Here is a 25,863-nt window from a genome sequence, read left to right as displayed (position 1 = left end):
TGACCGACCCGATCGGGGTTACTCCCCGAACAGCAGCGGTTCTTTGCCGGGCTCGAGAATGTGGCGGAAGTAGACGGGGTCGGTGAAGGTTGCCGGGACCTTGCCGAGGCCCTGGATGACGGTCGAGGTGCCGTTGGCGTGGCCGACGGCGTACAGGTAGCCGGCACCAGTGTCCTTGTCGATGCCGAGCAGCAGCGATCCGTACGCGCCGCACTTCGTGAGCACCAGCGCCTCGAAGCCTTGCCAGGTCGAACTGCGGACCTTCTTGACGATCGGCTTCATCGGGGAGGTCAGGGGGAGCCGGATCGTGTAGAGGGCGCCGCCCCGCGTGGTCGCCAGGAAGGTGTCGTACGTCGACGTCTGGCTGAGCAGCGCCATCGTCTTCACCGCTCCGAACCCGCCCGCGGACTGCGGGTTCGTCCAGCCGAACCCGCCCTTGGAGTCGTACCGGGTGAGCGTGCCGTTGCTGCGCAGCGCGTAGTGGTTGACCAAGGCCCAGGGATCCGTGTCGTTCGGGTAGCTCGACTCGAGGAAGGTGGCGTCACCCCAGCCGCCACCGACCCGGAAGTTGTGGTGCTGCTCCGGGTCGATCTCGCCGTTCTCCTTGACGATGTAGTAGCCGCTGTAGAGGCCCGAGCCGATCACCACGTGGCCGGAGTACATGCGGCCGGGACTGGGGAGGACGAGTCCGTTGGTGATCGCACTGCTCATCCGAGGCAGGCCCTCGGGGTAGATGTCGGGATAGCTCGGCTTCTCCTGCACCGTTGCCGGCGAGCCGGCGGTGATCACCCGGTCCGTGTGACCGCGAGCGGCGGTCACCGACCCGACCTCGATCTTGCACGCCGCGGTGGCGGTGGTCCCAGCAGCCAGTGCCTCGCCCGGAGCCCAGGCGAGCACCCCTGTCACCAGCGCGGCAGCAGCTGCCACCCGCCCCGCCGTACCCAGTCGTCTCGACATGGTCATCACTCTCCGAACAGCATCTGGGCGTCGCCCTGACGGATTTGGCGCCGGAAGTACACCGGATCTGCGAAGGTGGCCGGCACCTTGCCGAGCCCCTGGATCACGGTGGCCGTGCCGTTCGCGTGCCCGACGGCGTACGCGTAGGCGGACTGGGTGTCCTTGTCGATGCCGACCAGCATCGTTCCGTACCGACCGCACTTCTCGGCCACGAGCGAGTCGAAGGCCTGCCAGGTCGAGGTGCGGACCTTCTTGACGATCGGCTTCATCGGTGACGTCCGGGGGATCCGGATCGTGTAGAGCGCTCCGCCGCGGGTGTTGGCCAGGAAGGTGTCGTAGGTGAGCGTTTGGCTGATCATGGCCATCGTCTTCACCGCGGAGAACCCGGTCGCGGACTGCTTGTTCGCCCACTTCACCGTGCCGTTGGCGTTGTTGTACTGCATGTCCCAACGGCTCAGGGTCCCGTCTGCCCGCAGTTGGTACTGCCTGATCAGGTTCGGCAGTTTCGGGTAGTCCCAGAAGCGTGTGGTCTCGAAGTACGTCGTGTCACCCCAGCCGCCACCGACCAGGTAGGTGGTCGGCCTGGTCCGGTCGACGTCCCCGTCCAGGGTGAGGTAGTACGAGGTCGCGTACATGGACGAGCCCAGCACGGTGTACCCACCGATCCATCCGCCGTACCCGGTGACATCCGGATCGGCTTCCATCGACCCGCTGACCCGGACCGCGCCGGCCGGGTAGACGCCGGTGTCCGGCTCGTCGGTCGACACAGCGCCGACGGTGACCAGCTTGCCCGCGTGATCGCCACCGGCGGTCACGGATCCGACATGGACATAGCAACCAGCTGACGCCTGCGCTGTCGCAGACCTTTCCGCACCCACCGCTTGCGCGGCCCCAGGGGTGACTCCTATTACCAGACACGCGGCAACCGCCGCTTTGCTCAGTCGACCGGACATTGCCAGCCCCTCGGGTCGCAGTACGTCGTAATGCTTCTGCCTACTCGATACCTCGCAGGACCGGAAAGTTGCGCCAGGCACCCGCAAACCAACACCCGCCGCCGAATGAAATGCTTGATTGATGGATCGACCACAGGTACTCGCGTACTACTTCCCGGATTGGCACCGCGATCCGCGGAACGCCCAATGGTTCGGCGAGGACTGGGACGAGTGGCAGCTCCTCGAAGCAGCGCGGCCACGGTTCGAAGGACACCGGCAACCGCGCATCCCGATCGACGGCCCCTTCGACGAGGCCACGCCGGCCGCGGCGGAGCAGCAGATCCGGCTGGCCAAGGAGTACGGCGTCGACGGCTTCCTGGTCGACTACTACTGGTACGACGACGGTCCGTATCTCCAGGCGGCCCTCGACGACGGGCTGCTCGCCGCCCGGAACAGCAACGACGTCAAGTTCGCGTTGATGTGGGCGAACCACGAACTCGTCGACATCTTCCCGCACGACGACCCACTGAACGACTCACCCCGACGGCTCAAGAACGGCGCGATCGATCGCACCGCTTTCGAGAGGCTGGCCAGGCATGTCATCGACAGGTACTTCGCGCGCTCGAACTATCTCACCGTCGACGGCCGGCCGTGGCTGTCGATCTACGAGCTCGGCAGCCTCATCGCCGGACTGGGCGGAGTCGAGGAGACGGCGGACGCGTTGCAGTGGTTCGACGAGCAGACCAGACAGGCCGGCTTCGTCGGGCTCCACCTCGATGCGGTGATCTGGGGCGTCGGCGTACTGCCCGCGGCGATCACCCTCGACTCACCGGCCGGCCTGGTGCGCAGGCTCGGCTTCCGGTCCGCGACGTCGTATGTCTGGGTGCATCACGCCGACCTGGGCGGGTTCGAGTTCCCGCGCGCCGGCATCGGGCCGCTGCGTGAGGCCGCCTTCGCCGAGTACGAGCGGTACGTCGCGGAACTCGACGTACCGTTCTACCCGAATGTGACCGTCGGGTGGGACGCGTCCCCGCGCACCGATCAGAGCCGGCCGTTCGAGCGCGGCCGTTACCCGTGGACAACGACGTTCGATCCGACTCCTGAGGAGTTCAGGGACGGATTACTGCTGGCCAAGTCGTTCCTCGAACGCCACCGCCAACCACATCCGATCATCACCGTCAACGCCTGGAACGAGTGGACCGAGGGCTCGGCCCTCCTCCCCGACACCCACAACGCCTACGGCTACCTCGAGAAGATCCGCGACGTCTTCGGCTGAGAACGGGCGACCGTCTTCGTGAGGCGAACCAGGGACGACCTAGGGAGTTTGGGGCGTTTCGGTCGTCTTCTTGCGTCGTCGTGGTTCTGCTGAGCGCGGCGGCGTTCGGCGCATATGGTCTCGCGTGCGGGCGAGGATGTCGGCGAGTGTCTCGATGTCGGAGCGGGACAGCGGGGCGAACAGCAGATCGTCGAGGATCGCGATGTGACCAGGGAAGACCTTCGCCAGCAGGGCACGTCCCTCGTCGGTGATGGTGACGGTGATGCTGCGCTCGTCGTCGGAGGACGGCGTCCGGGTCACCAGGTCCCGCTTCTCCAGCGTCTGGGCCTGGTAGGTCAGTCCGCTGCGGCTGTAGACGACGCCGTCGGCCAGATCGGTCATCCGCTGACTGCCCGTCGGGGAGTCGCCGAGGGTGGCCAGGAGCTGGAACTGCACGTAGCTGAGATCTCCGGCCTCTCGCAGCTGCTGCTCGACGGCGTGCTTCAGCAGGCTGCTCGCCTCGATGAGGGCGAAGTACGCGCCCAGCTGCGTGGCGTCCAGAGAAGGCCGCGGTGAGGTCATGGGCCGAGTTTATCAGTGCTTCTAACTCGAAGTACTTGCTTCGACTTCGAAGCAGAGGTACGGTGGTTCTCAGTTGCTTCGAATCCGAAGCACATCGCCGAAAGGGAAGACGTCATGAAGGCAGTACGGTTCCACGCAACGGGCGGCCCGGAGGTTCTGCGCTACGAGGATGCCGAGCAGCCGGTCCCCGGCGCCGGTGAGGTGCGCATCCAGGTCGCGGGGTCGGCGTACAACCCGGCCGACGGCGGTATCCGCGGCGGTTTCCTGCCGATCCCGGTGACGCTGCCGCACGTTCCGGGCTACGACGTCTCCGGCACGGTCGACGCGCTCGGCGACGGGGTGGAGGGCTTCACCGTGGGTGAGAACGTCGTCGGGTTCATCCCGATGAACGCTGACGGTTCGGCAGCGCAGTACGTCGTCGCGCCGGCGAGCGCACTGGTGAAGGCGCCGTTGCGTATCCCGCTCGCCGATGCCGCCGGGTTGCCGTCGGTCGGGCTCACCGCCTCACAGGCACTCTTCGAGGCCGGCGAACTCAAGGCAGGTCAGCGGGTGCTGATCAACGGTGCTGGCGGCCCTGTGGGCGGGTACGCCGTGCAGTTGGCCAAGCGCGCCGGTGCGTACGTCATCGCCACAGCGAGCCCTCGCAGTAGCGAGATCGTCAAGGCGGCCGGTGCGGACGAGATCATCGATCACACGGCGACCTCTGTGCTCGATGCGGTCACCGAGCAAGTCGACGTACTGCTCAACCTGGCCCCGATCACCCCGGACGGGTTCACCGCCCTGGTTACAAGGGTCCGCGATGGCGGCGTGGTCGTCTCCACGACTCCGACTGTGACGACGCCCGGCGACGATGAGCGCAACGTGCGCGCGGCGACGATCTTCGTCCACCCCGACGCGGACGTGCTCTCGAACCTCGTCGCCCTCATCGACAGCGGCGACCTCCACGTCGAGATCGCCCGGCGGGTGCCGCTGAGCGAGCTGCCCGCGATCCACCAGCAGGCCGAGGCCGGCCAGATCCACGGCAAGGTTGTGGCCGTCCCACCCGCCGTCTGACGCGCTGAAGGTTGAGCTGTTGCAGGCCGTGGCTGTTGGGAGTTCTTCGGATCCCAGCGCCGCGCGCGTAGTGTGGAAGAGCAGTGTGCGATTGGCAGTGACCGTGAGCATCTAGCTCATGACCTGCAGGCAGCGCGCAGTGTCAACGAGAGGGAAGCGATCGATGTGCTACCCACACCTTCACCGCGGTCTGATGATGTTCCGGTGAGCGCCGCCGAGCGTGCAGATCTCGCCGATCTGCGAGAGGCGGAGCTGGACACGCGCGAGAGAGCCGTCGAGGACAGGGAGTCTGCGGCGCTGCTTCGTGACCGGAAGAATCGAGCCATTCTCGAGGCCGCCGAGGAGCGCGACGAGCGGGCTGACGAGCGCGACGTGGCTGCGGATGCGCGCGACCGAGCCGCCAGCCTGGACTCGTTCCTCGGCGACGCCGATTACAGCCCCGGCTACAAGTCCAGGATGTCGGCCGGCCTGGACCGGCAGGATTCGAAAGGCGACCGCACCTCCGCCGCCGACGACAGGAGCAACCTGACCCAAGACGGCCGGGAGCAGTCCCACCTCGACGACGTCTAGCTCGACCGCGCGCACACCGACTAGTAGCCGGGGAAGACCTTTCGGAGCTCGTCGAGTGTGACGTTGCCGGTCACGGTCACACCCGCGGCGTGCTCGGTGCCGAGGCGGCCGGTCAGCAGCCGCACTACGGCCTCTGCGGGACCTTCGAACGTGGCCGTCGGGCCGTCGATCGCGTTGGTTACGGTGACCGTGTCGGTGATCTCGATGCCGCCGCCCGGGATCGCCAGGCGGACCTCCTGCTCCAGCTGGTCGGCCTTGCCCGAGAAGCCGAGGAGGAAACTCAGTGGCCCGCCGAAGAGCTCGATGAGCAGCTCGGCCGAGTCCGGATCCAAGGTCGCCGATGGGTCGATTCCGACGCGCACGTCCCAGCTGTGGTTCGCAACCTCGTTGAGCCGCATGCCGAGCGCGACCACCAGCGGCACCGGCTGCGGCAGGAAGCCCAGGTCGATCTGGCGATCACGCTGCTCGGCGCTGAGTCCGTCGACCGTGTCGACGTACGCCGCGTTGTGTTTGACGAATGCGGCCGCCTGGTCGGCCGGCGACGAGGCGTCCCAGCGGGCCCAGATCGCCTGATTGTCCTCGGCGTCGACCTGCTCGCCTGCCGCGATCGCGATCGGCTTGCGGGAGATCTCGGCACCGCTTCCGAGGTGCGAGAGCGCCTGAGCGACGGTCCACTCCGCCGCCCCGCTGCGGGCCCTCAACTGTTGGTCGGACAAGGTCGGCACCAACGCAGCGAGGGCATCGTGGTTGGCACGCAGCGCCGCGATGGCGCGATCGACAAGAGTAGTCACACGGGCCCCAACCTCGCAGCCCACAACTTTCTTCCACCCGACGGCGACCGACGTACGGGCCGAGCGGGGGCCGGAGGAAGTAGCGGCCTCGAAGACTTCCTCCGGCTGGCCCGGTCGGGACTTGGCTGACGCCTCAGCTCTCGGCTTCCTTCTGGACCTTCTTCTGCAGTTGGTCCTTGCTCAGACCTGAGGTGCCGGAGATGCCCGCGTTTCCGGCTTGCTGGGCGAGTTGTTCACGGGTCATGTCGCCGGGCTGCTCGCCGAGGTGTTGTTTGCGGCTGGCAACGAACGCTTCACCGAGCTCGGCACGACGTTCGTCGGACAGGCCGGTACGCATACCGGGCAGGACCTTGGTCTCTTCCTCCTCGACGTGGTGCGACACCGCGTCGATGAGGTTCTGCAGAACCTTGTCGAACTGGTCCGATTCCGGATCGGTCGCGGCGAGTTTCGCCAGCAACTGGTCGGCCTCGATGTGCTCCTGCTGACTGTGCGAGACCTCTTCCTTCTCGCCTGCCTCGGCGGCTGCGACCGGGTAGACCTCTGCCTCTTCGGCGCGGCTGTGAGCGGTGAGCAACGTGGTCAGCACCGGCAGCAGGTTCGGACGCTTCTCGGGGCTGTCCTTGAGCTCGTCGAACAGTCGCTCGACCTCGCGGTGGTCCTGCATGATCAGATCGACAACGTCACTGGCCATCTCATCCGTCCTTTCACCCGTTGTGGTGCTCACCCAGTACCCGGCTTTATGCGGCCATGGAGCACCTGCGATCGTGTTGGCCAGCACCGAACTGTCAGTACCGCAGGTGTCCGCTCGGCTAGCAGGGAGTTGAACGTGCAGGACGATGTTGTCGACCCCGTTGCCCACAATCGCGCCGCCTGGGACAAGTACGTCCAAGAGGGCAACGAGTGGTCGAGGCCGGTGACCGCTGAGGACGTCGAGCGCGCCCGCAGGGGCGACTGGTCGATTGTTCTCATCGGGCATCAGCCGGTCGACCGCACCTGGCTGCCGACGGACCTGACCGGCAAGGACGTGTTGTGCCTGGCCTCCGGCGGTGGCCAGCAAGGTCCGATCCTTGCCGCCGCAGGGGCGCGGGTCACCGTGTTCGACAACTCACCCGGCCAGCTCGGCCAGGACCAGCTGGTAGCGGCGCGCGACGGCCTCGAGCTACGCACCGTCCAAGGCGACATGCGCGACCTCAGCGCCTTCGACGACGCAACCTTCGACGTCGTGTTCCACCCGGTCTCCAACTTGTTCGTACCCGACCTGGCGCCGGTGTGGCGTGAGTGCTTCCGCGTCCTGCGACCGGGCGGAAGCCTGCTCGCGGGCTTCCTCAACCCTGATGCTTACCTGTTCGACCACGAGGCGCTCGACGAGCGCGGCGAGCTGATCGTCGTGCACAAGCTGCCCTACAGCGACGTCACCCAGTACTCGGCCGAAGAACGCGCCGCGAAGTTCGGCGCGGATGCCGCTCTTGAATACAGCCACACCCTCACCGCCCAGATCGGCGGGCAACTCGCCGCGGGGTTCGTCCTCACCGGCTTCGCGGAAGCGCCGCACCAGTCCGACGCATCCGCTCAATACATGTCGCACTATTTCGCAACACTGGCGGTCAAACCGAGCTGATTCCTCCGCGACCTCGGTCGACTGTTTCGCCAGTACCCGTTGGCGATAGAAGGTATGCCCTGCCCGGGAACGAGTTGCGGGCCGTCTCAGGCGGGTTCGAGGAGGATTTGTGGGGGGTGGCCGTTTGACCAGTGCTGGGCCCAATGGGTTGCGAATTCGAGGTTTGCTGGGGTGTTGCGCGGTAGGAGGATCGGTGTCGGGGCGAGGTTGCGCGGGCGGTCTGGTGTCTTTCGGAGTTCGGTGGTGATGTCGGCGAAGCGGTGCCCGATGGGTTTGACCCGGTTGTGTACGTCGAGCAGACCGAGCCCGTACTCGAGTGGCGCGAAGCCGCCGTGGTCGGACCGGATGTCGTGCGATGCCCACCAGGACAATCCGGAGACTCCGGGAACCGACAGGGCCTGACGGATCAGTTGTTCGGCGGCGTCCTCGACGGTGACGTCGGAGACCCATTCCGGGGCGATGCCGATTTCCTGCACCCAGATCGGCCGTGGGGTGGTCTGATGTGCGGCCGCCACCTGGGCGAGGTAGGCGCCGATCGACCAGGCAAGGTCGTTGTTCTCGCCGAAGTGGGCGAGGAAGCCGCTGAAATAGGGCCAGGCGTGGACGGTGGTGATGTCGGGTTCGTTGGCGAGTAGGGCTGGGCTGAAGCCGACCTTGTCGGTCGTCCACGGCTGGTGGTCCGCGCCGAGGACGACGGGCAGGTCCGGCGCCGCGGATCGTACGGTCCCGATCAGGGTGCGCGCCCAACTGTCCAGGTCCTCCTGGCCGACGGACTGTGGTTCGTAGCCGACCAGCATGTTCGGTTCGTTGCCGAGGTCGATGCCGGCCCCGGCTGGGTGTCCGGACACGAGCTCGGCGACCTCGCGGAGCAGGAGCCGGGCGGCGGAGACCGCCAGTGGGTCGGTGAAGAGGTTGTGCTTCGTCAGCCATGGAGGACGGAAGACCCAGCCGGAGAGGAACCCGTTCAGGACGGTGACCCAGACATCCAGTCCGACATCGAGCGCGCGGTCGAGCACGATGGACAGCCGAGACATCGCACTGACCGAAACCGAGGTCGGGAAGGGCTGGAAGACGGGCCAGAGGCACTGGATGCGAATGTGATCGCAGCCGAGCGCCGCGATCGCGGTCAGATCATCGGCGATCGAGTTCTCGTCGAAGTCCAGCCATGCGTTCCACCATTGCTCGCGCGGCACATAGTTCACCCCGAAGGCGGGGACCATCATCGGGCCCCGTCAAAGGTGTTCCACGTGATGACCTGCCCCCGGTCGACGAGCCGGTCCTGGAGTTCGGCGATGTCGAGGTCTTGTACGTCGTTCTGCGCGCGGAGCGACTGCACCGCCGCGACGGCCGCGGATTCGGCCAGCACGCAGAAGACCGGCTCCATGCGTGTCGCGGCATACCCGATGTGGGAGGCCGACAGGCAGACCGGAACGAGAAGGTTGCCGCAATCGGCTCGTCTCGGCGTGATGGCCCGGTAGGGAATGGGGTACGGATGGCCGGTGCCGAGATGACCGCCGATGAACATGTCCCCTTCGGTCGCCACGCCGAGCTGCCCGGTCTCGGGGTCGCGGTGCGGAATCCGTCGTACCGGATAGACGTCCACGCCGAAGAGCGCGAGGCCGATGCCGTCGCCGGGGCGGGTCTCGTTGCTCACGTCGGAGTGCGTGACGGTGTAGACGCCGTCGAGGCGTCGCGCCGCCCGCACATACAGTTGCGGCGGCCAGCCTTCGGTCTCGGGAAAGACGCTCGCATCGAGGCCGTACGCCGCTGTTTCCGCGCGGAACTCTGCCGGTACGGCGGGATCGGTCGACAGGAAGTGGTGAAGTCCGCGGAGGTAGTCGATGTGGTGACGCCAGATCCGGGACCGGTCGTCCCAGTTGCCGTTCTGGTACGCGCGGCTCACTCCGAGCGGAGCGTTGGTGATCAGGGATGCGCGCTGATAGTTGTACTCACCCGAGTTGATCCATCCGGGGAAGATCCCGCGGAGGGCTTCGAGGTTCGAGCCGAGGTGCTCGACATAGCGTCGTACCAGCTCGTAGTCGGCGGGGGAGTAGCCGTCGGGCGGAGTGAGGTCGGCGCGGCGAGCAGGGTCGGTCGTGACGTAGAAGCGGTAGTTGTAGGCCTGCGTGTAGTCGTCCGCCGCGCCTACGGGCAGGCCGTGGTCCGGCTCGAGCAGGGGGAGCAGTCCGCTGGTGCTGTCTCCGGGCACCACGTACGGGTCGATCGGCGTCCAATTCGTGACCGGCCGGACGCCGGCCAGGTCTTCACCGTAGGCCTCGGGCGCCTCGCGCCCGGTGCGGTAGGGGACGCCGGCGAGCGCCATCAGATCGCCCTCGTACGACGTGTCGATGAAGACCTCCGCGCGTACGTCGCTGGCGCGTACGGACTCCGAGGCCGGAAGTGGAACGCCCCACTTGTCCGGTGTCGAGGTCTCCAACTGGATGGCGGTGATGCGATTGCCGTCGCGGGTGACCGAACGGACCCGGTGCTCGAAGATCACCTCGATGCCGGCACCCGCGATCCAGTCCTGGAACGCCCGCTGGACGTCGTGAGGGTTGTTGCCGAACCCGAAGACCGCCGTACTGGTGAGGCCGCCGACCGCCGCCGGGATCGGGCAGTCCTGGGCCGGCTTGATACCGGCGCTGAGCATGCCGCCGAGCCATCGACTCGGCTCGATCAGGACGACCGATGCGCCTTCCTGATGGGCAGTCATCGCGGCGACGCAACCCGCGGGGGTACCTCCGTAGACACAGACATCGACCATGACCTGCACTCTGGCGCTCTGTGAACCCTCGTGGACATAGCGGATCCGGGCATGAGCATGTACTTTTTTGCCGTGCTGACGCTCGACGGCTACCTGCTCGCGCCGCGCCGGGCCCGCTTCAGTCTCACGTACGACACCTATGAGACCTGGAGTCTGCTGTTGCCGCGGAGCGGGGCGTTCGCGTTCGAGGTTTCGGGCGCCCCGCCGGGGGTGGCGAGGTTCGGTGACATCGTGATCTGCCCGCCCGGCGGGACGCTCCGGCGGAAGATGCAGACACCTGTGTCCTTCTTCCATGCTCGCTTCAGTACCGAGCTCGAGCCACCCGTCGGCTGTCGGCGGGTGCGGGATCTCGACCGTCTCCGCGCCGATCTGTCGATGCTCGAGGCAACCGACGGTCAGGCGGACCTGGTTGCGGCGCACGTCGTCACGGACCTCGTCCTGATGACTTTGCGCGCGCACCACGATGCGCCCGCGGACGAGTTGGTGGAACGTGCGACGGCGTACATCCACGACCACTTCGACGTACCGGACCTCTCGCTCGGCGGTCTGGCGACCGTTCTCGGTATCAGCCCCGCACAGCTCTCACGACGGTTCAAAGCGGTTCACGGCGTCACACCGGCCCTCTACCTCCGCCGCCTCCGGATACGGAAGGCACGCGAGCTCCTGGCCGAGACCGACGACACGCTGCAGGCGATCGCCGAGCATTGCGGGTACCGCAGCGCCTTCTACCTCAGCCGCGTGTTCAGCAACCACACGGGCCAATCTCCCTCTCGGTACCGCCACACCAACCGGGTCTGACGGCGACGCAGCAGGGCCAACCTGAGGTTGGGTCTGGTATTTGCGAAAGCGCTTGCGCTACTCTGCGGAAACGGCCGCTCGCGCCCTATCCCCGCTGAGGAGTTCGCAATGTACCGACCCCCGATCCGTTCCACCGCAGCGCTCACGACCTCCCTGGTCCTGCTGGCAGGGCTGGTGGCCTGCTCCAGCGCCCCCTCGTCCTCCTCTGCCGCGTCGGGTGACTCCGGGCAGGTGACGCTCACGGTCGGTGACCGTCCGTCCAGCTCCGATCCCGCCAACCGGGCGTCCTTCGACAAGAAGGTGGCCGACTTCCAGAAGGCCAACCCGGACATCAAGCTGAACCCGGTCGAGACCGTCTGGGACGCGACGACGTTCCAGGCGCAGGCGGCCGGCGGACAGCTTCCCGACGTACTGAATGTGCCGTTCACCGAGCCGCAGGGCCTGATCGCTCGAAAGCAGGTCGCTGACCTGACGAAGGTGCTCAAGGACGACGGCCTGCTCGACGAGCTGAACCCGAACGTCCTGAAGATCGCCCAGGACCGGTCCGGCAACGTGTACGCCGTACCGACCGCCGCGTACTCGATCGGCCTGATCTACAACCGCGACCTGTTCAAGAAGGCCGGACTGGACCCGGACAAGCCGCCGGCGACCTGGGACGAGCTGCGGGCGGACGCGAAGGCGATCGCGCAGAAGACCGGGCAGGCCGGCTATGCGCAGATGACCACGAACAACACCGGCGGCTGGATGTTCACCACCCAGAGCTACGCGTTCGGCGGCTCGATCGAGAACGAGGACGGTAGCAAGGCGACGTTCGACGACGCCCCGTCCAAGGCCGCACTGCAGCTGCTGCACGACATGAAGTGGACCGACAAGTCGATGGGCCAGGCGGTGCTCTACGACATGGACGGCATCTCCAAGGCGTTCGCGGCCGGCAAGGTCGGTATGTACATGGCGGCGCCTGACCAGTACCGCACGCTGGTCCAGACGAACGGCCTGAAGTCGTCGGCGTTCGGCATCGGTTCGTTGCCGCAGCAGGGCGGTGACCACGGCACCCTCAGCGGTGGCAGCGTCCAGATCGTCAGTCCGGACGCCACGGACGCCGAGAAGACGGCGGCGGTCAAGTGGATCAAGTTCGCCTACCTGAACAAGTACGTGAACCAGGACGCGGCGGTGACGAGCGCCAAGAACAATGTGGCAGCGAAGCTGCCCGTCGGTGTGCCGGGCCTTCCGGTGGTCGCGGCCGACCAATGGTCGACGTACCAGTCGTGGATCAAGCCGTACGTCAACGTGCCGCAGGAGAACTTCGCGCCGTACACCAAGGTGGCGGCCGACCAGAAGATCATTCCGGAGCCGCCGGTGAAGGCTCAGGAGGTGTACGCCGCTCTTGACCAGGTGGTGCAATCCGTACTGGGTAACGCGAAGGCCGACATCCCGGCACTGCTGACCAAGGCGGCCGGCACCGTGAATGCCAAGCTCGGGCGCTGAGTTGCTCCGCCGCCTGCGCAACGGAGTGCCGGCAGTGCTGTTCGCGCTGCCGGTGCTCCTGATCTTCCTGGTGTTCTCGTGGGGCCCGATCGTCAAGGGTCTGGTGATGAGCGTTCAGCAGACCAACCTGATCGATCCGGTCAAGTGGGTCGGGCTGGAGAACTTCCGGTACGTGCTGACCGATCCGGCGGTCGGCCAGGCGTCGCTGAACACGCTGTGGTTCACCTTGCTCGCTTTGCTGTTCGGCTTCCCGGTGCCGATCCTGCTGGCGATGTTCCTGTCCGAGCTGCGCGGCAGGTCCTGGCTGTACACCATGCTGGCCTATCTGCCGGTGATCACGCCGCCGGTGGTCGCCATCTTGCTCTGGCGGTTCTTCTACGACCCGTCGCCCAATGGCATGTTCAACACCATCCTCGGCCACGTCGGACTCGGACCGTTCCTGTGGCTGGACAGTCCGGGCTCGGCAATGCCGTCGATCGTGCTGGAAGCGACCTGGGCCGGCGCCGGCAACGCGGTGATCATCTACCTGGCGGCACTGACGTCCGTACGCGCGGACCTGTACGAGGCGGCTGAGCTGGACGGTGCCGGAGTGGTCCGTCGGGTGTGGCACGTGATGTTGCCGCATCTACGGAGCGTCCTGCTGCTGATGCTGCTTCTGCAGGTGATCGGGACGATGCAACTGTTCACCGAGCCGCTGCTGTTCACCGGTGGCGGACCACAGGGCTCGACCATGACGATTCTGCTGCTCATCTACAACTACGCCTTCGTCAACGGGGATTACGGCGCGGCCACCGCGTTGAGCGTCCTACTGGCGCTGGGGCTCGCCGTACTGTCGGCTGTCTTCCAGTTGGCCACCCGCGGCTGGAGCACCGAGTGAGCGGGGAACGGGGTGCGCTGTCGGATTCGGACCGCAGGCTCACCCGGATCCGGGTCCCGTTCGTCGTCGGACAGGTCGTCGTACTCGTCGGATTGCTGATCGCCGGACTCGGTCCGCTGCTGTGGTTGCTCAAGGCAGCGATCTCGCCCACACAGGACAGCATCCGCTCGCCGCTCGCGTGGTTCCCGTCCGGCGATGTGCAGTGGGGCAACCTCGCCACCGCCTGGCAACAGGGCCATATCGGCTACTACCTGGGAAACACCGCCATGATCGCGGCAGGTACGGCGGTTGCGTCGCTGATCGTCTGTACGACGGCCGGCTACGTGCTGAGCGTCCTACGGCCGCGGTGGGGAGCCGTGCTGTCCGGAGCGATCCTCGCCACGCTGTTCGTGCCGCACATCGTTTCACTCGTCCCGCTGTACCTGACCGTACTGAAAGTGCCTGTGGTGCACGCCAATCTGACGAACACGTTCTGGGCGGTCTGGCTGCCACCCGCGGCCAGTGCGTTCAACGTGCTGATCGTGAAGCGGTTCTTCGACAGCATCCCCCGCGAATACTTCGAGGCGGCCCGTATCGACGGTGCCGGTTCGATCCGCGTGTTCACCTCGCTCGTGCTGCCGCTGTCGCGACCGATCCTCGGTGTGGTCGTGCTGCTCAGCATCATCTCTTCCTGGAAGGACTACCTGTGGCCCCTGCTGGTGCTGACGAATCCGGATCTTCAGCCGGTCTCGGTGGCGTTGCCGAAGATCGCCAAGGTGACGGAGCTCAACATCCAGTTGGCGGGTCTGTTCCTGGCCCTGCTGATCCCGGTGCTGCTGTTCCTGGTCTTCCAGCGAGCATTTCTGCGTGGCGTGGGCCTGTCTGGGGGGATCAAGGCGTGAAGCGTGTTCTCGTGACGGGTGCGGACGGCTCGATCGGCCGGGCCGCCGTCATCGGCCTGCAGAAGAGCGGGTACGACGTCACCGGCCTGTCGCTGCGCTACGACCACACCAGTACGGCGGACCGCCCGCTGGCCGGTGATGCGCGATCTGCGAAGGATGTGGCGGCAGCACTCGACGGTGTGGACGCCGTACTGCATCTCGCGGCGATTCCGCATCCCAGTCTGGGTACGCCGGAGGAGGTGTTCGAGAACAACGTCGCGGCGACGTTCAACGTCCTGGCGCAGGCCGGGCAGCAGGGGATCGACCGGGTCGTGATCGCGAGCAGTATCAACGCGTTCGGCGTACCGATGAACGTGAACGAGGTGCAGCCGGCCTACTACCCGCTGGACGAGGAGGTGGAGGCCGACATCGCGGATGCGTACTCCTTGTCGAAGAGCGTGGACGAGCAGAGTGCGCGAATGGCGTGGCGGCGATGGGGAACCAACGTGATCGCGCTGCGGTTCCCACTGGTGAAGACCCGCGAGGAACTGTTCAAGTTCGCAGCCATGGCCGAACGCGACCCGTCCGTGATGGCTCGCGAAGGCTGGGCCTACCTCGACCTGCGCGACGGCGTCCGGGCGATCATCGCCGCGCTCGAGTCATCGGCCGGCGGCGCACATGTGGTCGGTCTGGCGGCCGACGACATCCTGATCGACCGGCAGACCGACGAACTGTTGCGCGAGTACGCACCGACAGTGCCGCTGCGGAGGACCGTCACGGGACGTGGATCGCTGGTCGACACCACCCGGGCGCGCGAGCTACTGGGCTTCCGGCCGCAGTACTCGATCCACGACGAGGATCAGGTGGTCTCCGCGGTCACGACCTGAGGAGCGACGTACTGGATGCCGGGCTGAGTGCCGGGCTCGAGGAGTTGGGCCGCTACCTGGCGGCCGATCTCCTCGAGGCCGACGTCGATCGTGGTCAGGTGCCGGGAGACGCGCTGGTCGTGCATCAGTTGCTCCCAGTTGTCGACGCCGATGAGCGCGACGTCACCGGGCACGTCCCGGCCGGACGCGCGGACGACGCGTTCGACACCGCGGGCGATCTGGTCGCTGCCGCAGAAGATCGCGTCGACGTCCGGAACCTCGGCCAGCAGTTCGGCGGCCGCGTCGGCGCCCCAGCCCTCCCGCCAGCGGCCGAACCGCACCGGGCTCGCCCACTCGAGCCCGGCGTCCGCCAGGACCTCCTGAGCCCCGGCCGCCCGGCGCTGGGCGGCGTTGTCGCGCGGTTCCGCGGTGATGTGGGCGATCTTCCGGCGGCCCTTGGACAGCAGATGCCCCAGCGCGAGCCGGCCGATCTCGTTGTCGTAGGCGGTGATCGTGACGTCGTCGGGGTCCTCGGTGAACGTGAACGCGTAGATCACCGGTACGTCGAAGCGGCTGGTCAGCGACGGCGTCGGGTACGACGTACCGGTGCCGATCACGATCACGCCGTCGATCCGGCGGGCCCGCAGCTGCAGGATGCTCTCGGTGACGTCATGTTCGTCGATGCGTGCGTCGTACAGCAGGATGGCCTGTTCCTTGGCGCCCAACTCGGTGGCGGCGGTGGCCAGCACCACGCGGGTGAACGGGTTCGACGCGCGGTGGGTGAGCACGCCGATGGTCTGGCTGCGACCGCGGGCGAACGAGCGGGCCAGGGCGTTGTGCCGGAACCCGAGCCGGTCCGCGGTCACGCGGACATGCTCCCTGGTCGCCTCCGAGATCCGGTCGGTGCCGTTCAGCGCCTTGGAAGCCGTCGACAGCGACACCCCGGCCGCGGCGGCGACATCGGACAGCGTGATCACTGAATCGGCCATGTGCACATCGTAGTCAGCTTCGAGCCGTTGACAGCGGGCTCCGGCGGTATCAAGGTGTGATTTGCGAAACCGCTTTCGCTTCCGAGGAGGAGCACCCATGGCCCGTCGCCGCTCCGGCGTAGTCAGTCTTCTCACGGCCGGTCTGCTGCTGGCCGCCGTACTCCAGTCACCCGCCCGCGCGGCGGCAACCGCTGCGCCGACCCTGACCATCACGCCGACGACGGTCGGCAACACCTTCACCGCAGGGCAGCAGGTGAAGCTGGGCTTCAGCACCGACGCCACCACCCTCAACTGGACGGTCCGTGACGCCGGTGGGACCGAGGTGGCCAAGGGTTCCGCGCCGGCCGCCACACTCAACGGGCAGCTCACGTTGGCCATCAGTACGCCTGGTTGGTACCAGACCGATCTGACAGCGGTCGGCTCCGACGGTACGACGACGCTCGGTGGCACGGACTTCGCCGTACTGAGTTCGCACGACTTCTCGACGTCCACGGACACCCGGATCGGAGTCGCGGGCGCGCTGGCGTTCGGCGGCGCGGCCAATCCAGGTCTGGAAGCCGTACCGCTGATGGCCAAGGGCGGTATCTCCACCGACCGCGACGAGGCGTTCTGGTCGGCCGCGGAGACCACGAAGGGCGTCATTCAGTTCCCGCAGCGGTACAAGGACTACAAGGCCACGCTGGACGCCAACAACATCGACTTCCTGAACATCCTCGACTACGGGAACTCGCTGTACTACCCGGACGAGGCGCCGTCGACCGACGAGCAGCGTGCAGCCTTCACCCGGTACGCCGTTGCGGCCGTCGACGAGTGGGGCACCGAGCACACGACGTACGAGCTGTGGAACGAGTGGAACCTGCGTGACCCGAACGGCGCCGCGAAAGCCAGCCCGGAGAACTACGTCGCGCTGCTGAAGACGGTGAGCGCCGCGGTTCGGGCCAAGCATCCGGACGTGAAGCTGACCGGTCCGTCGCTGGCGGTCATCAACGACTGGCAGGGCTGGTTCACCAAGTTCGCCGACCTCGGCGGGCTGGACTACGTGGACGCGGTCACGATTCACCCGTACGTGCAGCCGCTGGACCCGGAGGCCTCGGTCACCTACGTCAACACCATCCGCAACATCATGACGGCCCACGGCTCGAGCAAGCCGATCTACATCACAGAGCAGGGCTGGGCGACCGGGACCAACCCGAGCTCGGTGTCCGAGCCCACGCAGGCCCGCGACCTGGTGCGCGGCCACTTGCTGGCCTACGGCAACGGTGTGGCGCGGTACAGCTCCTACAACTTCATGGACTCGGGCACGGACCCGTCGAACGTCGAGCACCGGTTCGGCCTGGTGCGCAACCGGCTCGACTCGCGCGGTGCGCTCGTACCCAAGCCGTCGTACGTCGCTACCGCCGTCCTGGCCCGCCAGATCGACGAGCTGCCGTTGATCGGCCAGACCCGCTTCGGGAGCAACGGGTACGACGTTTCGTTCAACGCCGGCGGAGGACAAAGCGTCCACGCAGTCTGGTCCGCCACCCCCGGAGTCGTGGCCGCGACCGCACCTGCGGGCTCGACCGTCAAGGTGACGAACCTGTACGGCGTCGAGACGACACTGACCGCAGACGCAGGCGGGCACGTCTGGGTCACCGCTGGACCGGAGCCCATCTACCTGCGTGGCGCGATCACGGGTCCCATGCTGCCGTCCGGCCGATTCGCGTTGTCGGTTGCACCGGAGGTCTCCGGTGACCCGGCCACGGGCACGCTGACGTTCACCAACCCGGACCCGGTCACGCACGTGTTCACCGTCACTGCCGGCGGTGGCCAGACGAGCGGTTCGGTGACGGCTGGTGCCGCGGTGACTGTCCCGGTGACCTATCCGGCTCAGGAATCGACCGGTCCGCGGACCTACTCGGCCTCGGTGAATGTCGACGGCCGATCGGTTGCTCTGCTCACAGTAGCCGGTACGGCGACCCCGCCACTGGCGATCACCGGTTCGCACGTACTCAACGGAGCCGGCAAGGACCTGCTCCGGTTCCGGGTCGCCAATGCGTCCTCTCGTCCACTGACGATCGACGGAGTGGACTGGGCATCGGGTTCTGCCGCCGGGACGTTGCTGGCAGGTGTCACGGTCGCATCCCACGGTACGTCGTACGCCGATGTGGAGCTGCCCGTTACCGCGGCGTCCACCTGGTCGGCCACCATCCGACGTACCGGTGCCGCCGGCATCCGCGCAACGGGCAAGCTCAATCCGGTGATCGCAGCGACGCACGGTGTCCGGCGCACGGTCGCACTCGACGGCGTCATCGACCCTGGTGTGGCCGCGTTGCCTGCTCTCTCCCTGACCGGCACCGGAACACCGCCTGTCCAGGGATGGGGCGGACCTGACGACCTTTCAGGATCGCTCTGGCTCACCCATGACGACACGAACCTCTACGTGTCCGCTCGGGTGACCGACGACGTGTTCGCACAGCCGAACCGGAGCGGCAACATCTGGGCCGGAGACAGTCTGCAGCTGGGTATGTCGGCCGGCGCACCAGGTGAAGCGCCACAGGTCCAGGAAATTGGCGCCGCACTGACCGATGAGGGGACGGTCGATACCTGGCGATGGACGCCGGTGAGTCAGGCCGGGACGCTATCCGGCGTGCAGGCCAAGGTCGTCCGTGACGCGGCCGCGCACACCACGACGTACGAGATCGCCATCCCGTGGACGACACTCCAGTTCGCGCCCGAGGATCGGTTGCTGTCGGCAACCGTGGTGATCAACGAGAACGACGGCACCGGCCGACGCGGCTGGCTGACCTGGGGCAAGGGTGTGGCGGAGGCCAAGAACCCGGCCGGATTCAACCCCGTCTTCCTCGACCCCTCGACCCACTGATGCCATGAAACGCCTACTCGCCATCGTCGTCGCAGTGTGCATCCTCGGCTTCGGTACGGTTGCCACCGCCCAGGCCGCCGTACTGACGCTCACGCCGATCACCCTCGGAAACGTCTTCACCGACGGCCAACCGGTGAAGTTCGGCCTCAACACCGACGCGGCCTCGGTCAGCTGGTCGGCGGCCGACGTCAATGGCGCCGTCGTCGCCAGCGGCAGCCAAGCCGCCGCGAGCACTTTGCAGATCCCGCTCACCACCCGCGGCTGGTACAAGCTCACGGTCCAAGCCGGTACGACGACCGCGCAGACCACGTTCGCCGTCGTCAGTCCAGTCAGTACGTCGCCGATCGCCGGACTCACGTCCCACCGGATCGGCGACTTCGAGAACACCGCCGAAGGCTGGACTTTCTATCCCGGGAGCGAATATCCCGGAGCCACCGGCAGTTTCGCCCTCGACAGCACGGACAACCACTCCGGCTCGAGCTCCGGAAAGCTTTCCGCCAACTTCGGTGCCGGCGGCGCCTACGTCAGCGTCAACCGGCCGTTGCCGTCGGTCAACGCGACCAGCGTGAGCTTCTGGGCGAAGTCGCCGAACCTGTCGTTCCTCACGTTCCGCTTGACCGATTCGACCGGCCAGGTCCATCAGCAGCGCCTGACGTTGTCGGGGGCAACCGATTGGCAAGCACTGGCCGTCACAAGGTTCGACGGTGGCAAGCAGTACGTGCACTTCGGTGGCGCCAACGACGGTGTCTGGCACGGCCCGGCCAAGTCGGTCGAGGTCGTGCTGGACAAGGCGGCCATCTCCGGCGCGACGACCACCACCCTGAGCCTGGACGACCTCGCGCTGAAGGCGCCGGCCGGCAGGCCGACGACGTCGCTCGGCGACTACGAAAGCGCGGCCGAGGGTTGGTCGTTCTATCCCGGCAGCGAGTTCCCAGGCGCGACGGGCAGCCTGGCGCTCGACGCGACCTCGGCCGCCAGCGGGACCCAGTCGGCCAAGCTCTCGGGGAACTTTTCGGGCGGCGGCAACTACGTCGCCATTCAACGAACCATGGTCCCTGTCGATCTGACCGCCCTCAGCCTGTCCGTCAAAACCAGCCAACTGTCGGCCATCGGGCTGCGACTGACCGACGCGACTGGGCAGGTCCACCAGCAACGATTGCCTGTGTCCAGCTCGACGGCTTGGCAGCCACTGAACGTCACCCGGTTCGACGGCGGCACCGGCTACCTGCACTTCGGTGGCGCTGACGACGGCATCTGGCACGGTCCGGCGAAATCGATCATGATCACGCTGGACCGCAGCTCGATCATCGGCGGCGGTACGACGGCCACGGTCAACGTCGACGCGGTCGCGGCAACCACGGCTACATCGTTGCTCGGCGCCGGCACTCACTTCGGCCAGTCGTGGAGCACGACGCCGATGCCACTGCTCACTCAGTCCGGCGCCCGCGGCGGGCGTGACGAAGCGCAGTGGTATCAGGCCGAGACGACCCGTGGGACGTACGCCTTCCCGGCGAAGGTCACCAACTACCTCCAGTCCTGGCAGGCGAGCGGCATCGACCCGCTGCTGATCGCCGACTACGGCAACCCGCTGTACGACGACGTCGGGCCGAACGACTACTTCGACGCACCGTTCACCGACACCGGCCGAGCCGCGTTCGCCAACTACGCGGACGCCCTCGCCACGCAGTTCCCGCAGATCAAGAACCTGGCAATCTGGAACGAGTGGGACGTCAACGCGTCCGGCCCGTCCAACAAGACGCCGGAGAGTTATCTCGCGTTGCTCAAGGCAACGTACGCGAAGCTGAAGACCAACCACCCGGGACTGACCATCGTCGGCGGCGGTGACACCGACGTCACCCAGGTCGCCTGGTTCGAGGCGTTCTGCCAACTCGGCGGGCTGAAGTACCTCGACGTGGTGTCCATCCACCCGTACAACTTCCTGAACGCTCCCGAGGGACTCAGCGCCGCGATCGACCGGATCCGGGCGCTGATCCGGCAGTACAACGGCGGTGTGGACAAGCCGATCTGGGTCACCGAGTCCGGCTGGTACACGGGGACTTACCAGAGCAACGTCAGCGAGCCGACCCAGGCCATGTACGTCGCCCGGGCCCAGCTCGCCGTCCTCGGCCGCGGCGTCGATCGGTACTACCTCTACGACTTCATGAACGACGGCATCGACCTGGCGGACAAGGAGCACAACTTCGGTCTCGTACACAACCCGGCCGATGCACTCGGTGCATACACACCCAAACCGTCGTACGTCGCCTATGCCACCGGCGCTCGCCAGCTCCGCGGCGCGACATTCCTCGGCCAGGAGTTCCCCGGCAATGGGCTGATCGACCAGGTCTTCGCCACCAACGACGGCACACCACTTCGCGCGATCTGGGCCGCCGGCGGCACCGGCACCACAATCACAGTCAACGCGACCGGCCCGATCCAGGTCACCAACCTCTACGGAGTCTCAACGACCTACACCCCGGACACGAACGGCAAGGTCAACCTGCCGGTCGGCGTCTGGCCGACATACATCACCGGATCCACCGTCACCTCAGTGACGACTCCCTGAAGGGCCGCAGATCACTCGTCGTCCTCGTCGTCCTGGTCGTCCTCGTCGTCCGGGGCCTCGGGGCGGCGGGTGGCGCCGGCCGCCTTCAGCGCGCGAGCCTCGGTGAGAGCGTCGTCGTACGACTGCCAGCCCGGCGACTCGTACACCATCTGATCACTGACCAGGAAGGTCTGGTTGGTGAAACCGTCCGCGGAGTTGAAGATCAGCCACTCCTCGTACGGCGTGACCTGGTAGCCCGCGAACATCTCCGCGGCGACCGGAGGGATGCCCTGCGGCAGATCCTCGTTGTGATACTCAGCCAGCCGCGCGTACGCCCGGTCCAGCACCTCCTGGTCAATACCCTCCGGCATACCAGTCCTCCCGTCCTACTCACTTCGCAACCCGTCGATCCACTTCTGAGCTGGTCACATCACAGCTGCGAAGGGATCGTACGTGGCCCTCGCGCCGTGACGTTCGCGGCGGGCGCTCGCCGCATGCCTCCTTCTCGGGGCCGGGTACGGCGCATGCCAGGTCCACGGCATGCGGGAAGTCATTCAGATCGCGACGCCAGAGTCCCTAGGCGGCTTGACCGCCGGCTACCAGGCCCTTGCCTACCTAGGGTTTGGGCTTCGCCAACCCGTCACCTGCGTGCCACGGTCCTCCAGCACGGTTTCAGCTTGAATGACGCTGAACGATTGTTTAGTATGCTGAACGTGCGATCAGGGAATGACGAGGATCTGACGGGGCGGGCGGTGATTCGCAACGCCGCGCTGCGGTTGTTCGCCGATCATGGGCCGGATGCGGTCAGCGTGCGGCAGATCGCGGAGGCGGCGGGGGTCTCACCGGCGCTGGTGCTGCATCACTACGGCAGCAAGGCCGGCTTGCGTGAGGAGGTCGATCGGTACGCCGCGGCGCAGTTGGACGCTCTGATGGAGGATGTCGACGAGATCGGCGAGGTCCTGACCGCCGGGTCGAATGCCTCGATCGCCGAGCTGTTCTCTCAGGCGCTGCCAGCGGATTCGCCGCTGCCGACGTACCTGCGGCGCCTGGTCCTCAGCGGGGACCCAGCCGGTCGGGCGCTGTTCCGTCGGTGGTACGAGGTGTCGCGCCTGCTGCTCGGGAAGCTCGTCGATGCGGGTTTCGCTTCGCCGGCAGCTGACCTGGACGTGCGGGCGGCGTTCATGCTGTCCGCCGACCTCATCTTGCTGCTCCTGCGCGAGCCGTTGGCCGACGTCCTAGGTTTCGACCCGCTGTCCGGGGACGGCCTGGCTCGCTGGGCCGCGGAGGTCACTCGGATCTACCGCGAAGGCGTACTGGTCGTTCCCACCGCCGAGACCGGTGAACAAGACGAAGACTGACAACCCAGGAGGCGACCGCGAAATGTCGATGCCTACAGCAGCTTCCACAGTGAGTCGTGCTGATGAGCCAGGTGGGGAGGTCGTCGTCGGTGCGACCGGTCTGGTCAAGCGATTCGGCGATGTCACGGCGCTCGACGGGCTGGACCTGGAGGTCCGTCGCGGCGAGGTGCACGGCTTCCTCGGGCCGAACGGGGCCGGGAAGTCCACCACGATCCGGATCCTGCTCGGTCTGATGCGCAAGTCCGGCGGTGAGATGAGTCTGTTCGGCAAGGATCCCTGGCATGGTTCGGCACCGCTGCATCGCCGTCTGGCCTATGTCCCCGGCGACGTGACGTTGTGGCAGGGGCTCAGCGGTGGCCAGTGCATCGACGTACTCGCCCAGGTGCACGGCGGGATTCGTGCCGACCGGCGCGACGAGCTCATCGAGCGGTTCGACTTCGACCCCACCAAGCGGGCACGGGACTATTCCAAGGGCAATCGCCAGAAGGTGTCCTTGATCGCGGCCCTGGCCGCCGACGTCGAATTCCTGGTTCTCGACGAGCCGACGTCCGGCCTGGATCCGCTGATGGAGCAGGCGTTCCAGGAGATCATCCGCGAGCGCGCCGCCGAAGGCACCACCGTTTTGTTGTCCAGTCACATCCTCGCCGAGGTCGAGGCGCTTGCGGACCGGGTCACGATCGTCCGCAAGGGCAAGACGGTCACGACCGGTACCTTGGCCGACCTTCGGCGGCACACCCGCACGAGGATCCACGCGGTCACCGAACAACGTCCGCGGTTCGACGGGGTGGCCGGTGTGGTCAACCTCGAGGTCGCCGATCACCAGGCCGGTTTCGACGCCAGGCTGAGCGTCGATGCCGACGTTCTCGGAGACGTCGTGGGCCGGCTGCACGCCGCGGGCGTGGATACCCTGACCGTTGCCCCGCCGAGTCTCGACGAGCTGTTCCTGCACGCCTACACCGACACCTACTCCGGGCAGGGGAGCCGGCAGGGGAGCCCGGCATGAGCGGGCAGTTGGCGACGATGGTGCGGGTGCATCTGCGCACCGGTTGGCTGGCGGTGGTGGTGTGGGTGGTTGTCGTCGGTGGAACCATGGCGCTCACCGTCTCGGCGATCAAGGGCCTGTACGACAGCACGGAGAAGATACATTCGTACGCCGCTGCCGTTCATGACGATGCGCTGATGATGATCAACGGCCACATCGCCGGCATCGACTCGCTGGGCGGGATCATCGCCAACGAGTTCGGGTTCCTGGCGTCCTTCGCGATCCCGTTCATGGCCGTCAGCCTGATCGCCCGGACCACCCGGAAGAACGAGGAACTCGGCCGGCTCGAGGCCGTGCTCGCCGGCCGCATCAGCCGCGCTACACCTTTGCTGGCGGCGATCTTGGTGGCTGTCGTGGCTGAGCTCCTGATCACCGCCGCGCTCTTCGCCAGCTTCGCCGGCGTCGGGGTTCCCGGTCGCGACGCCGCGCTCTACTCGCTGTCCATGGGTGCGCTCGGGCTCGCCTTCATCGGCGTCGCCTCGATCGCCGCGCAGCTCGTCGCGCACACCCGTGGCGTCTACGCGATCGGGCTCGCAGGCATCATCGCTGCCTATGCGCTGCGCGGCATCGGCGACGTGCGGTGGTCGCCGTTGACGTGGCTGTCACCGCTGGGCTGGCAGGAACAGACCCGGGCGTTCGGCCACCAGCGCTGGTGGCCGCTGTTGATCCCGCTGATCGTCTTCGCGCTGCTCGCCGCGGCCGCGCTCGCCCTCGCATCACGGCGAGACATCGGCAGCGCGCTGCTCCACGCAGGGTCCGCCGATCCGCACGCGTCGCGCTTTCTGCGTACGCCACTCGGGGTCGCGCTGCGGTGTCACCGTGGATCGCTGCTGGGATGGTCGACCGCGACCGTAGTAGTCGCGGGCACGTTCGGATCGGTCGCGAAACCACTGGTCAACGCGATCAACGGCAACCCGTCGCTCGCCTCGGCGATGGGCGGCGGCGCCGGCACTACGGGGCTGGACTCCGTTCTCGCGATGACCGCGCTGCTGCTCGCGCTCCTCGGTGCCGGGTACGCCGTCCAGGCCGTGGGCCTGCTCCGAGCCGAGGAGTCGTCCGGGCGGCTCGAGGCCCGTTTGTCGGGCGACCGAAGCCGTTGGTCATGGCTCAGCGTGCAACTGGCAGTCGTCGCTACTGGGATCGTCGCGGTATCGGTTGCCGGTGGGGCGATGTTCGCAGCGAGCGGTTCGTGGTCGATGGGAATGAACATCACCCAGCAGGTCGTGCGGGCGGTCATCGACTTCCTGCCGGCCGTCGCGTTCTTCGGTGGCCTCGCCCTGCTCGTCTTCACCGTCGTACCGCGGTGGGGATCCGTCGTGTGGCTGGTCTACGCGGCCGGCGCAGCGATCGCCTACCTCGGCGACTCGCTGAACCTGGCCGGAGCGGTCCGCGACCTCTCTCCGTTCCACCTGATCGGCAATCCACCGGTCGAGGCGGTCGACTCAGGCAACGTCATCCTGCTGACCGCCCTCACAGCCGCCTGTCTCGTGGCCGGATACGCCAGCTTCCGTCGACGTGGCATCCCGCAGGTGTAGTCAAAGCGTCTCCCTCGATACCGGCGAACAACCTTCAGTCTTGGTAGGGCCGGGTACCTCCGACGTACGGAAGCGGGTTGCCGCATGCTCGGGGGAACGTTTGCTACCGTGGAGGGCGAGATTTCT

General features: G+C 66.9%; 23 protein-coding genes. 14 read left to right on the top strand and 9 right to left on the bottom strand.

The features are described from left to right. Nucleotides 1-18: 18 nt before the first annotated feature. Nucleotides 19-957: a hypothetical protein gene (locus EV651_RS25545; RefSeq protein WP_238157186.1), complete on the bottom strand. Its 939-nt coding sequence runs from the start codon at nucleotides 955-957 to the stop codon at nucleotides 19-21. A 5-nt stretch (nucleotides 958-962) separates the two neighbouring features. Next, complete coding sequence (locus EV651_RS25540) at nucleotides 963-1,772, bottom strand: hypothetical protein (RefSeq protein ID WP_238157185.1); 810 nt, start codon at nucleotides 1,770-1,772, stop codon at nucleotides 963-965. A 259-nt stretch (nucleotides 1,773-2,031) separates the two neighbouring features. Here EV651_RS25540 and EV651_RS25535 point away from each other — a divergent pair, with 259 nt between their 5' ends. After that, on the top strand, nucleotides 2,032-3,165 hold the full coding sequence (locus tag EV651_RS25535; RefSeq protein ID WP_133787779.1) for a glycoside hydrolase family 99-like domain-containing protein: 1,134 nt from the start codon (nucleotides 2,032-2,034) through the stop codon (nucleotides 3,163-3,165). A gap of 39 nt (nucleotides 3,166-3,204) precedes the next feature. Here the strand turns inward: EV651_RS25535 and EV651_RS25530 are convergent, their stop codons facing one another. Continuing rightward, nucleotides 3,205-3,726 carry a MarR family winged helix-turn-helix transcriptional regulator gene (locus EV651_RS25530; protein ID WP_133787778.1) on the bottom strand — a complete coding sequence of 174 codons (522 nt, stop codon included), beginning with the start codon at nucleotides 3,724-3,726 and terminating at the stop codon, nucleotides 3,205-3,207. 114 nt (nucleotides 3,727-3,840) lie between these two features. On the opposite strand from EV651_RS25530, the gene EV651_RS25525 reads away from it, so the two are divergent. Next, nucleotides 3,841-4,779: an NADP-dependent oxidoreductase gene (locus EV651_RS25525; protein ID WP_133787777.1), complete on the top strand. Its 939-nt coding sequence runs from the start codon at nucleotides 3,841-3,843 to the stop codon at nucleotides 4,777-4,779. A 204-nt stretch (nucleotides 4,780-4,983) separates the two neighbouring features. Then, on the top strand, nucleotides 4,984-5,349 hold the full coding sequence (locus EV651_RS25520; RefSeq protein WP_133787776.1) for a hypothetical protein: 366 nt from the start codon (nucleotides 4,984-4,986) through the stop codon (nucleotides 5,347-5,349). 20 nt (nucleotides 5,350-5,369) lie between these two features. On the opposite strand, the gene EV651_RS25515 is transcribed toward EV651_RS25520, so the two are convergent. Both EV651_RS25515 and EV651_RS25510 read right to left on the bottom strand, forming a co-directional pair. Then, complete coding sequence (locus EV651_RS25515) at nucleotides 5,370-6,140, bottom strand: maleylpyruvate isomerase family mycothiol-dependent enzyme (protein ID WP_133787775.1); 771 nt, start codon at nucleotides 6,138-6,140, stop codon at nucleotides 5,370-5,372. 133 nt (nucleotides 6,141-6,273) lie between these two features. Continuing rightward, nucleotides 6,274-6,831: a hemerythrin domain-containing protein gene (locus tag EV651_RS25510; protein WP_133787774.1), complete on the bottom strand. Its 558-nt coding sequence runs from the start codon at nucleotides 6,829-6,831 to the stop codon at nucleotides 6,274-6,276. A gap of 135 nt (nucleotides 6,832-6,966) precedes the next feature. Between EV651_RS25510 and EV651_RS25505 the strand changes: the two genes are divergently transcribed. After that, nucleotides 6,967-7,758 carry a class I SAM-dependent methyltransferase gene (locus tag EV651_RS25505; protein ID WP_133787773.1) on the top strand — a complete coding sequence of 264 codons (792 nt, stop codon included), beginning with the start codon at nucleotides 6,967-6,969 and terminating at the stop codon, nucleotides 7,756-7,758. Nucleotides 7,759-7,844: 86 nt separating this feature from the next. On the opposite strand, the gene EV651_RS25500 is transcribed toward EV651_RS25505, so the two are convergent. Continuing rightward, nucleotides 7,845-8,981: a cellulase family glycosylhydrolase gene (locus EV651_RS25500; RefSeq protein WP_133787772.1), complete on the bottom strand. Its 1,137-nt coding sequence runs from the start codon at nucleotides 8,979-8,981 to the stop codon at nucleotides 7,845-7,847. After that, nucleotides 8,978-10,522, bottom strand: coding sequence for an FAD-dependent oxidoreductase (locus EV651_RS25495; RefSeq protein WP_166658785.1), 1,545 nt, complete (start codon nucleotides 10,520-10,522; stop codon nucleotides 8,978-8,980). Before EV651_RS25495 ends, EV651_RS25500 begins: the two co-directional genes overlap by 4 nt. A 51-nt stretch (nucleotides 10,523-10,573) precedes the next feature. Here EV651_RS25495 and EV651_RS25490 point away from each other — a divergent pair, with 51 nt between their 5' ends. The 5 genes from EV651_RS25490 (at nucleotide 10,574) to EV651_RS25470 (ending at nucleotide 15,429) form a co-directional block, all read left to right on the top strand. Continuing rightward, the gene (locus EV651_RS25490) at nucleotides 10,574-11,320 is read left to right on the top strand and encodes an AraC family transcriptional regulator (protein WP_133787770.1); all 747 of its coding nucleotides are present in this window, start codon (nucleotides 10,574-10,576) and stop codon (nucleotides 11,318-11,320) included. A 108-nt stretch (nucleotides 11,321-11,428) separates the two neighbouring features. Next, complete coding sequence (locus EV651_RS25485; RefSeq protein ID WP_133787769.1) at nucleotides 11,429-12,805, top strand: extracellular solute-binding protein; 1,377 nt, start codon at nucleotides 11,429-11,431, stop codon at nucleotides 12,803-12,805. After that, nucleotides 12,786-13,682 (top strand): carbohydrate ABC transporter permease, encoded by an 897-nt coding sequence (locus EV651_RS25480; protein WP_133787768.1) that lies wholly within the window; start codon nucleotides 12,786-12,788, stop codon nucleotides 13,680-13,682. The genes EV651_RS25485 and EV651_RS25480 overlap by 20 nt, the downstream gene beginning before the upstream one ends. Further along, complete coding sequence (locus EV651_RS25475; RefSeq protein ID WP_202870506.1) at nucleotides 13,679-14,563, top strand: carbohydrate ABC transporter permease; 885 nt, start codon at nucleotides 13,679-13,681, stop codon at nucleotides 14,561-14,563. The genes EV651_RS25480 and EV651_RS25475 overlap by 4 nt, the downstream gene beginning before the upstream one ends. Then, nucleotides 14,560-15,429, top strand: a complete 870-nt coding sequence (locus EV651_RS25470; protein WP_202870505.1) for an NAD(P)-dependent oxidoreductase — start codon at nucleotides 14,560-14,562, stop codon at nucleotides 15,427-15,429. The genes EV651_RS25475 and EV651_RS25470 overlap by 4 nt, the downstream gene beginning before the upstream one ends. On the opposite strand, the gene EV651_RS41545 is transcribed toward EV651_RS25470, so the two are convergent. Further along, nucleotides 15,402-16,397 (bottom strand): LacI family DNA-binding transcriptional regulator, encoded by a 996-nt coding sequence (locus EV651_RS41545; protein ID WP_166658784.1) that lies wholly within the window; start codon nucleotides 16,395-16,397, stop codon nucleotides 15,402-15,404. The two genes, EV651_RS25470 and EV651_RS41545, sit on opposite strands and share 28 nt — an antisense overlap. Nucleotides 16,398-16,494: 97 nt before the next feature. Here EV651_RS41545 and EV651_RS25460 point away from each other — a divergent pair, with 97 nt between their 5' ends. Both EV651_RS25460 and EV651_RS25455 read left to right on the top strand, forming a co-directional pair. Beyond that, entirely contained in the window at nucleotides 16,495-19,257 is a 2,763-nt protein-coding gene (locus EV651_RS25460; protein WP_133787766.1) for a sugar-binding protein, read from the top strand. 4 nt (nucleotides 19,258-19,261) lie between these two features. Next, on the top strand, nucleotides 19,262-21,823 hold the full coding sequence (locus EV651_RS25455; RefSeq protein ID WP_133787765.1) for a glycosyl hydrolase: 2,562 nt from the start codon (nucleotides 19,262-19,264) through the stop codon (nucleotides 21,821-21,823). A gap of 11 nt (nucleotides 21,824-21,834) precedes the next feature. On the opposite strand, the gene EV651_RS25450 is transcribed toward EV651_RS25455, so the two are convergent. Next, nucleotides 21,835-22,173 carry a hypothetical protein gene (locus tag EV651_RS25450; RefSeq protein ID WP_133787764.1) on the bottom strand — a complete coding sequence of 113 codons (339 nt, stop codon included), beginning with the start codon at nucleotides 22,171-22,173 and terminating at the stop codon, nucleotides 21,835-21,837. Between the two features lie 342 nt (nucleotides 22,174-22,515). Here EV651_RS25450 and EV651_RS25445 point away from each other — a divergent pair, with 342 nt between their 5' ends. From EV651_RS25445 to EV651_RS25435, 3 genes are read left to right on the top strand one after another with little or no spacing between them, the layout of a single operon-like run. Beyond that, a complete protein-coding gene (locus EV651_RS25445; protein WP_202870504.1) occupies nucleotides 22,516-23,160 on the top strand; it encodes a TetR/AcrR family transcriptional regulator in 645 nt (214 codons plus the stop codon). A gap of 49 nt (nucleotides 23,161-23,209) precedes the next feature. Continuing rightward, entirely contained in the window at nucleotides 23,210-24,163 is a 954-nt protein-coding gene (locus EV651_RS25440) for an ABC transporter ATP-binding protein (RefSeq protein WP_238157183.1), read from the top strand. Next, nucleotides 24,160-25,737, top strand: coding sequence for an ABC transporter permease (locus EV651_RS25435; RefSeq protein ID WP_133787762.1), 1,578 nt, complete (start codon nucleotides 24,160-24,162; stop codon nucleotides 25,735-25,737). The genes EV651_RS25440 and EV651_RS25435 overlap by 4 nt, the downstream gene beginning before the upstream one ends. Nucleotides 25,738-25,863: the final 126 nt, after the last annotated feature.

This window comes from Kribbella sp. VKM Ac-2571 (assembly GCF_004362255.1).
In the GTDB taxonomy this organism is placed as follows: Bacteria; Actinomycetota; Actinomycetes; order Propionibacteriales; family Kribbellaceae; genus Kribbella; species Kribbella pratensis.
This window is presented reverse-complemented; position numbering and strand designations above follow the sequence as displayed.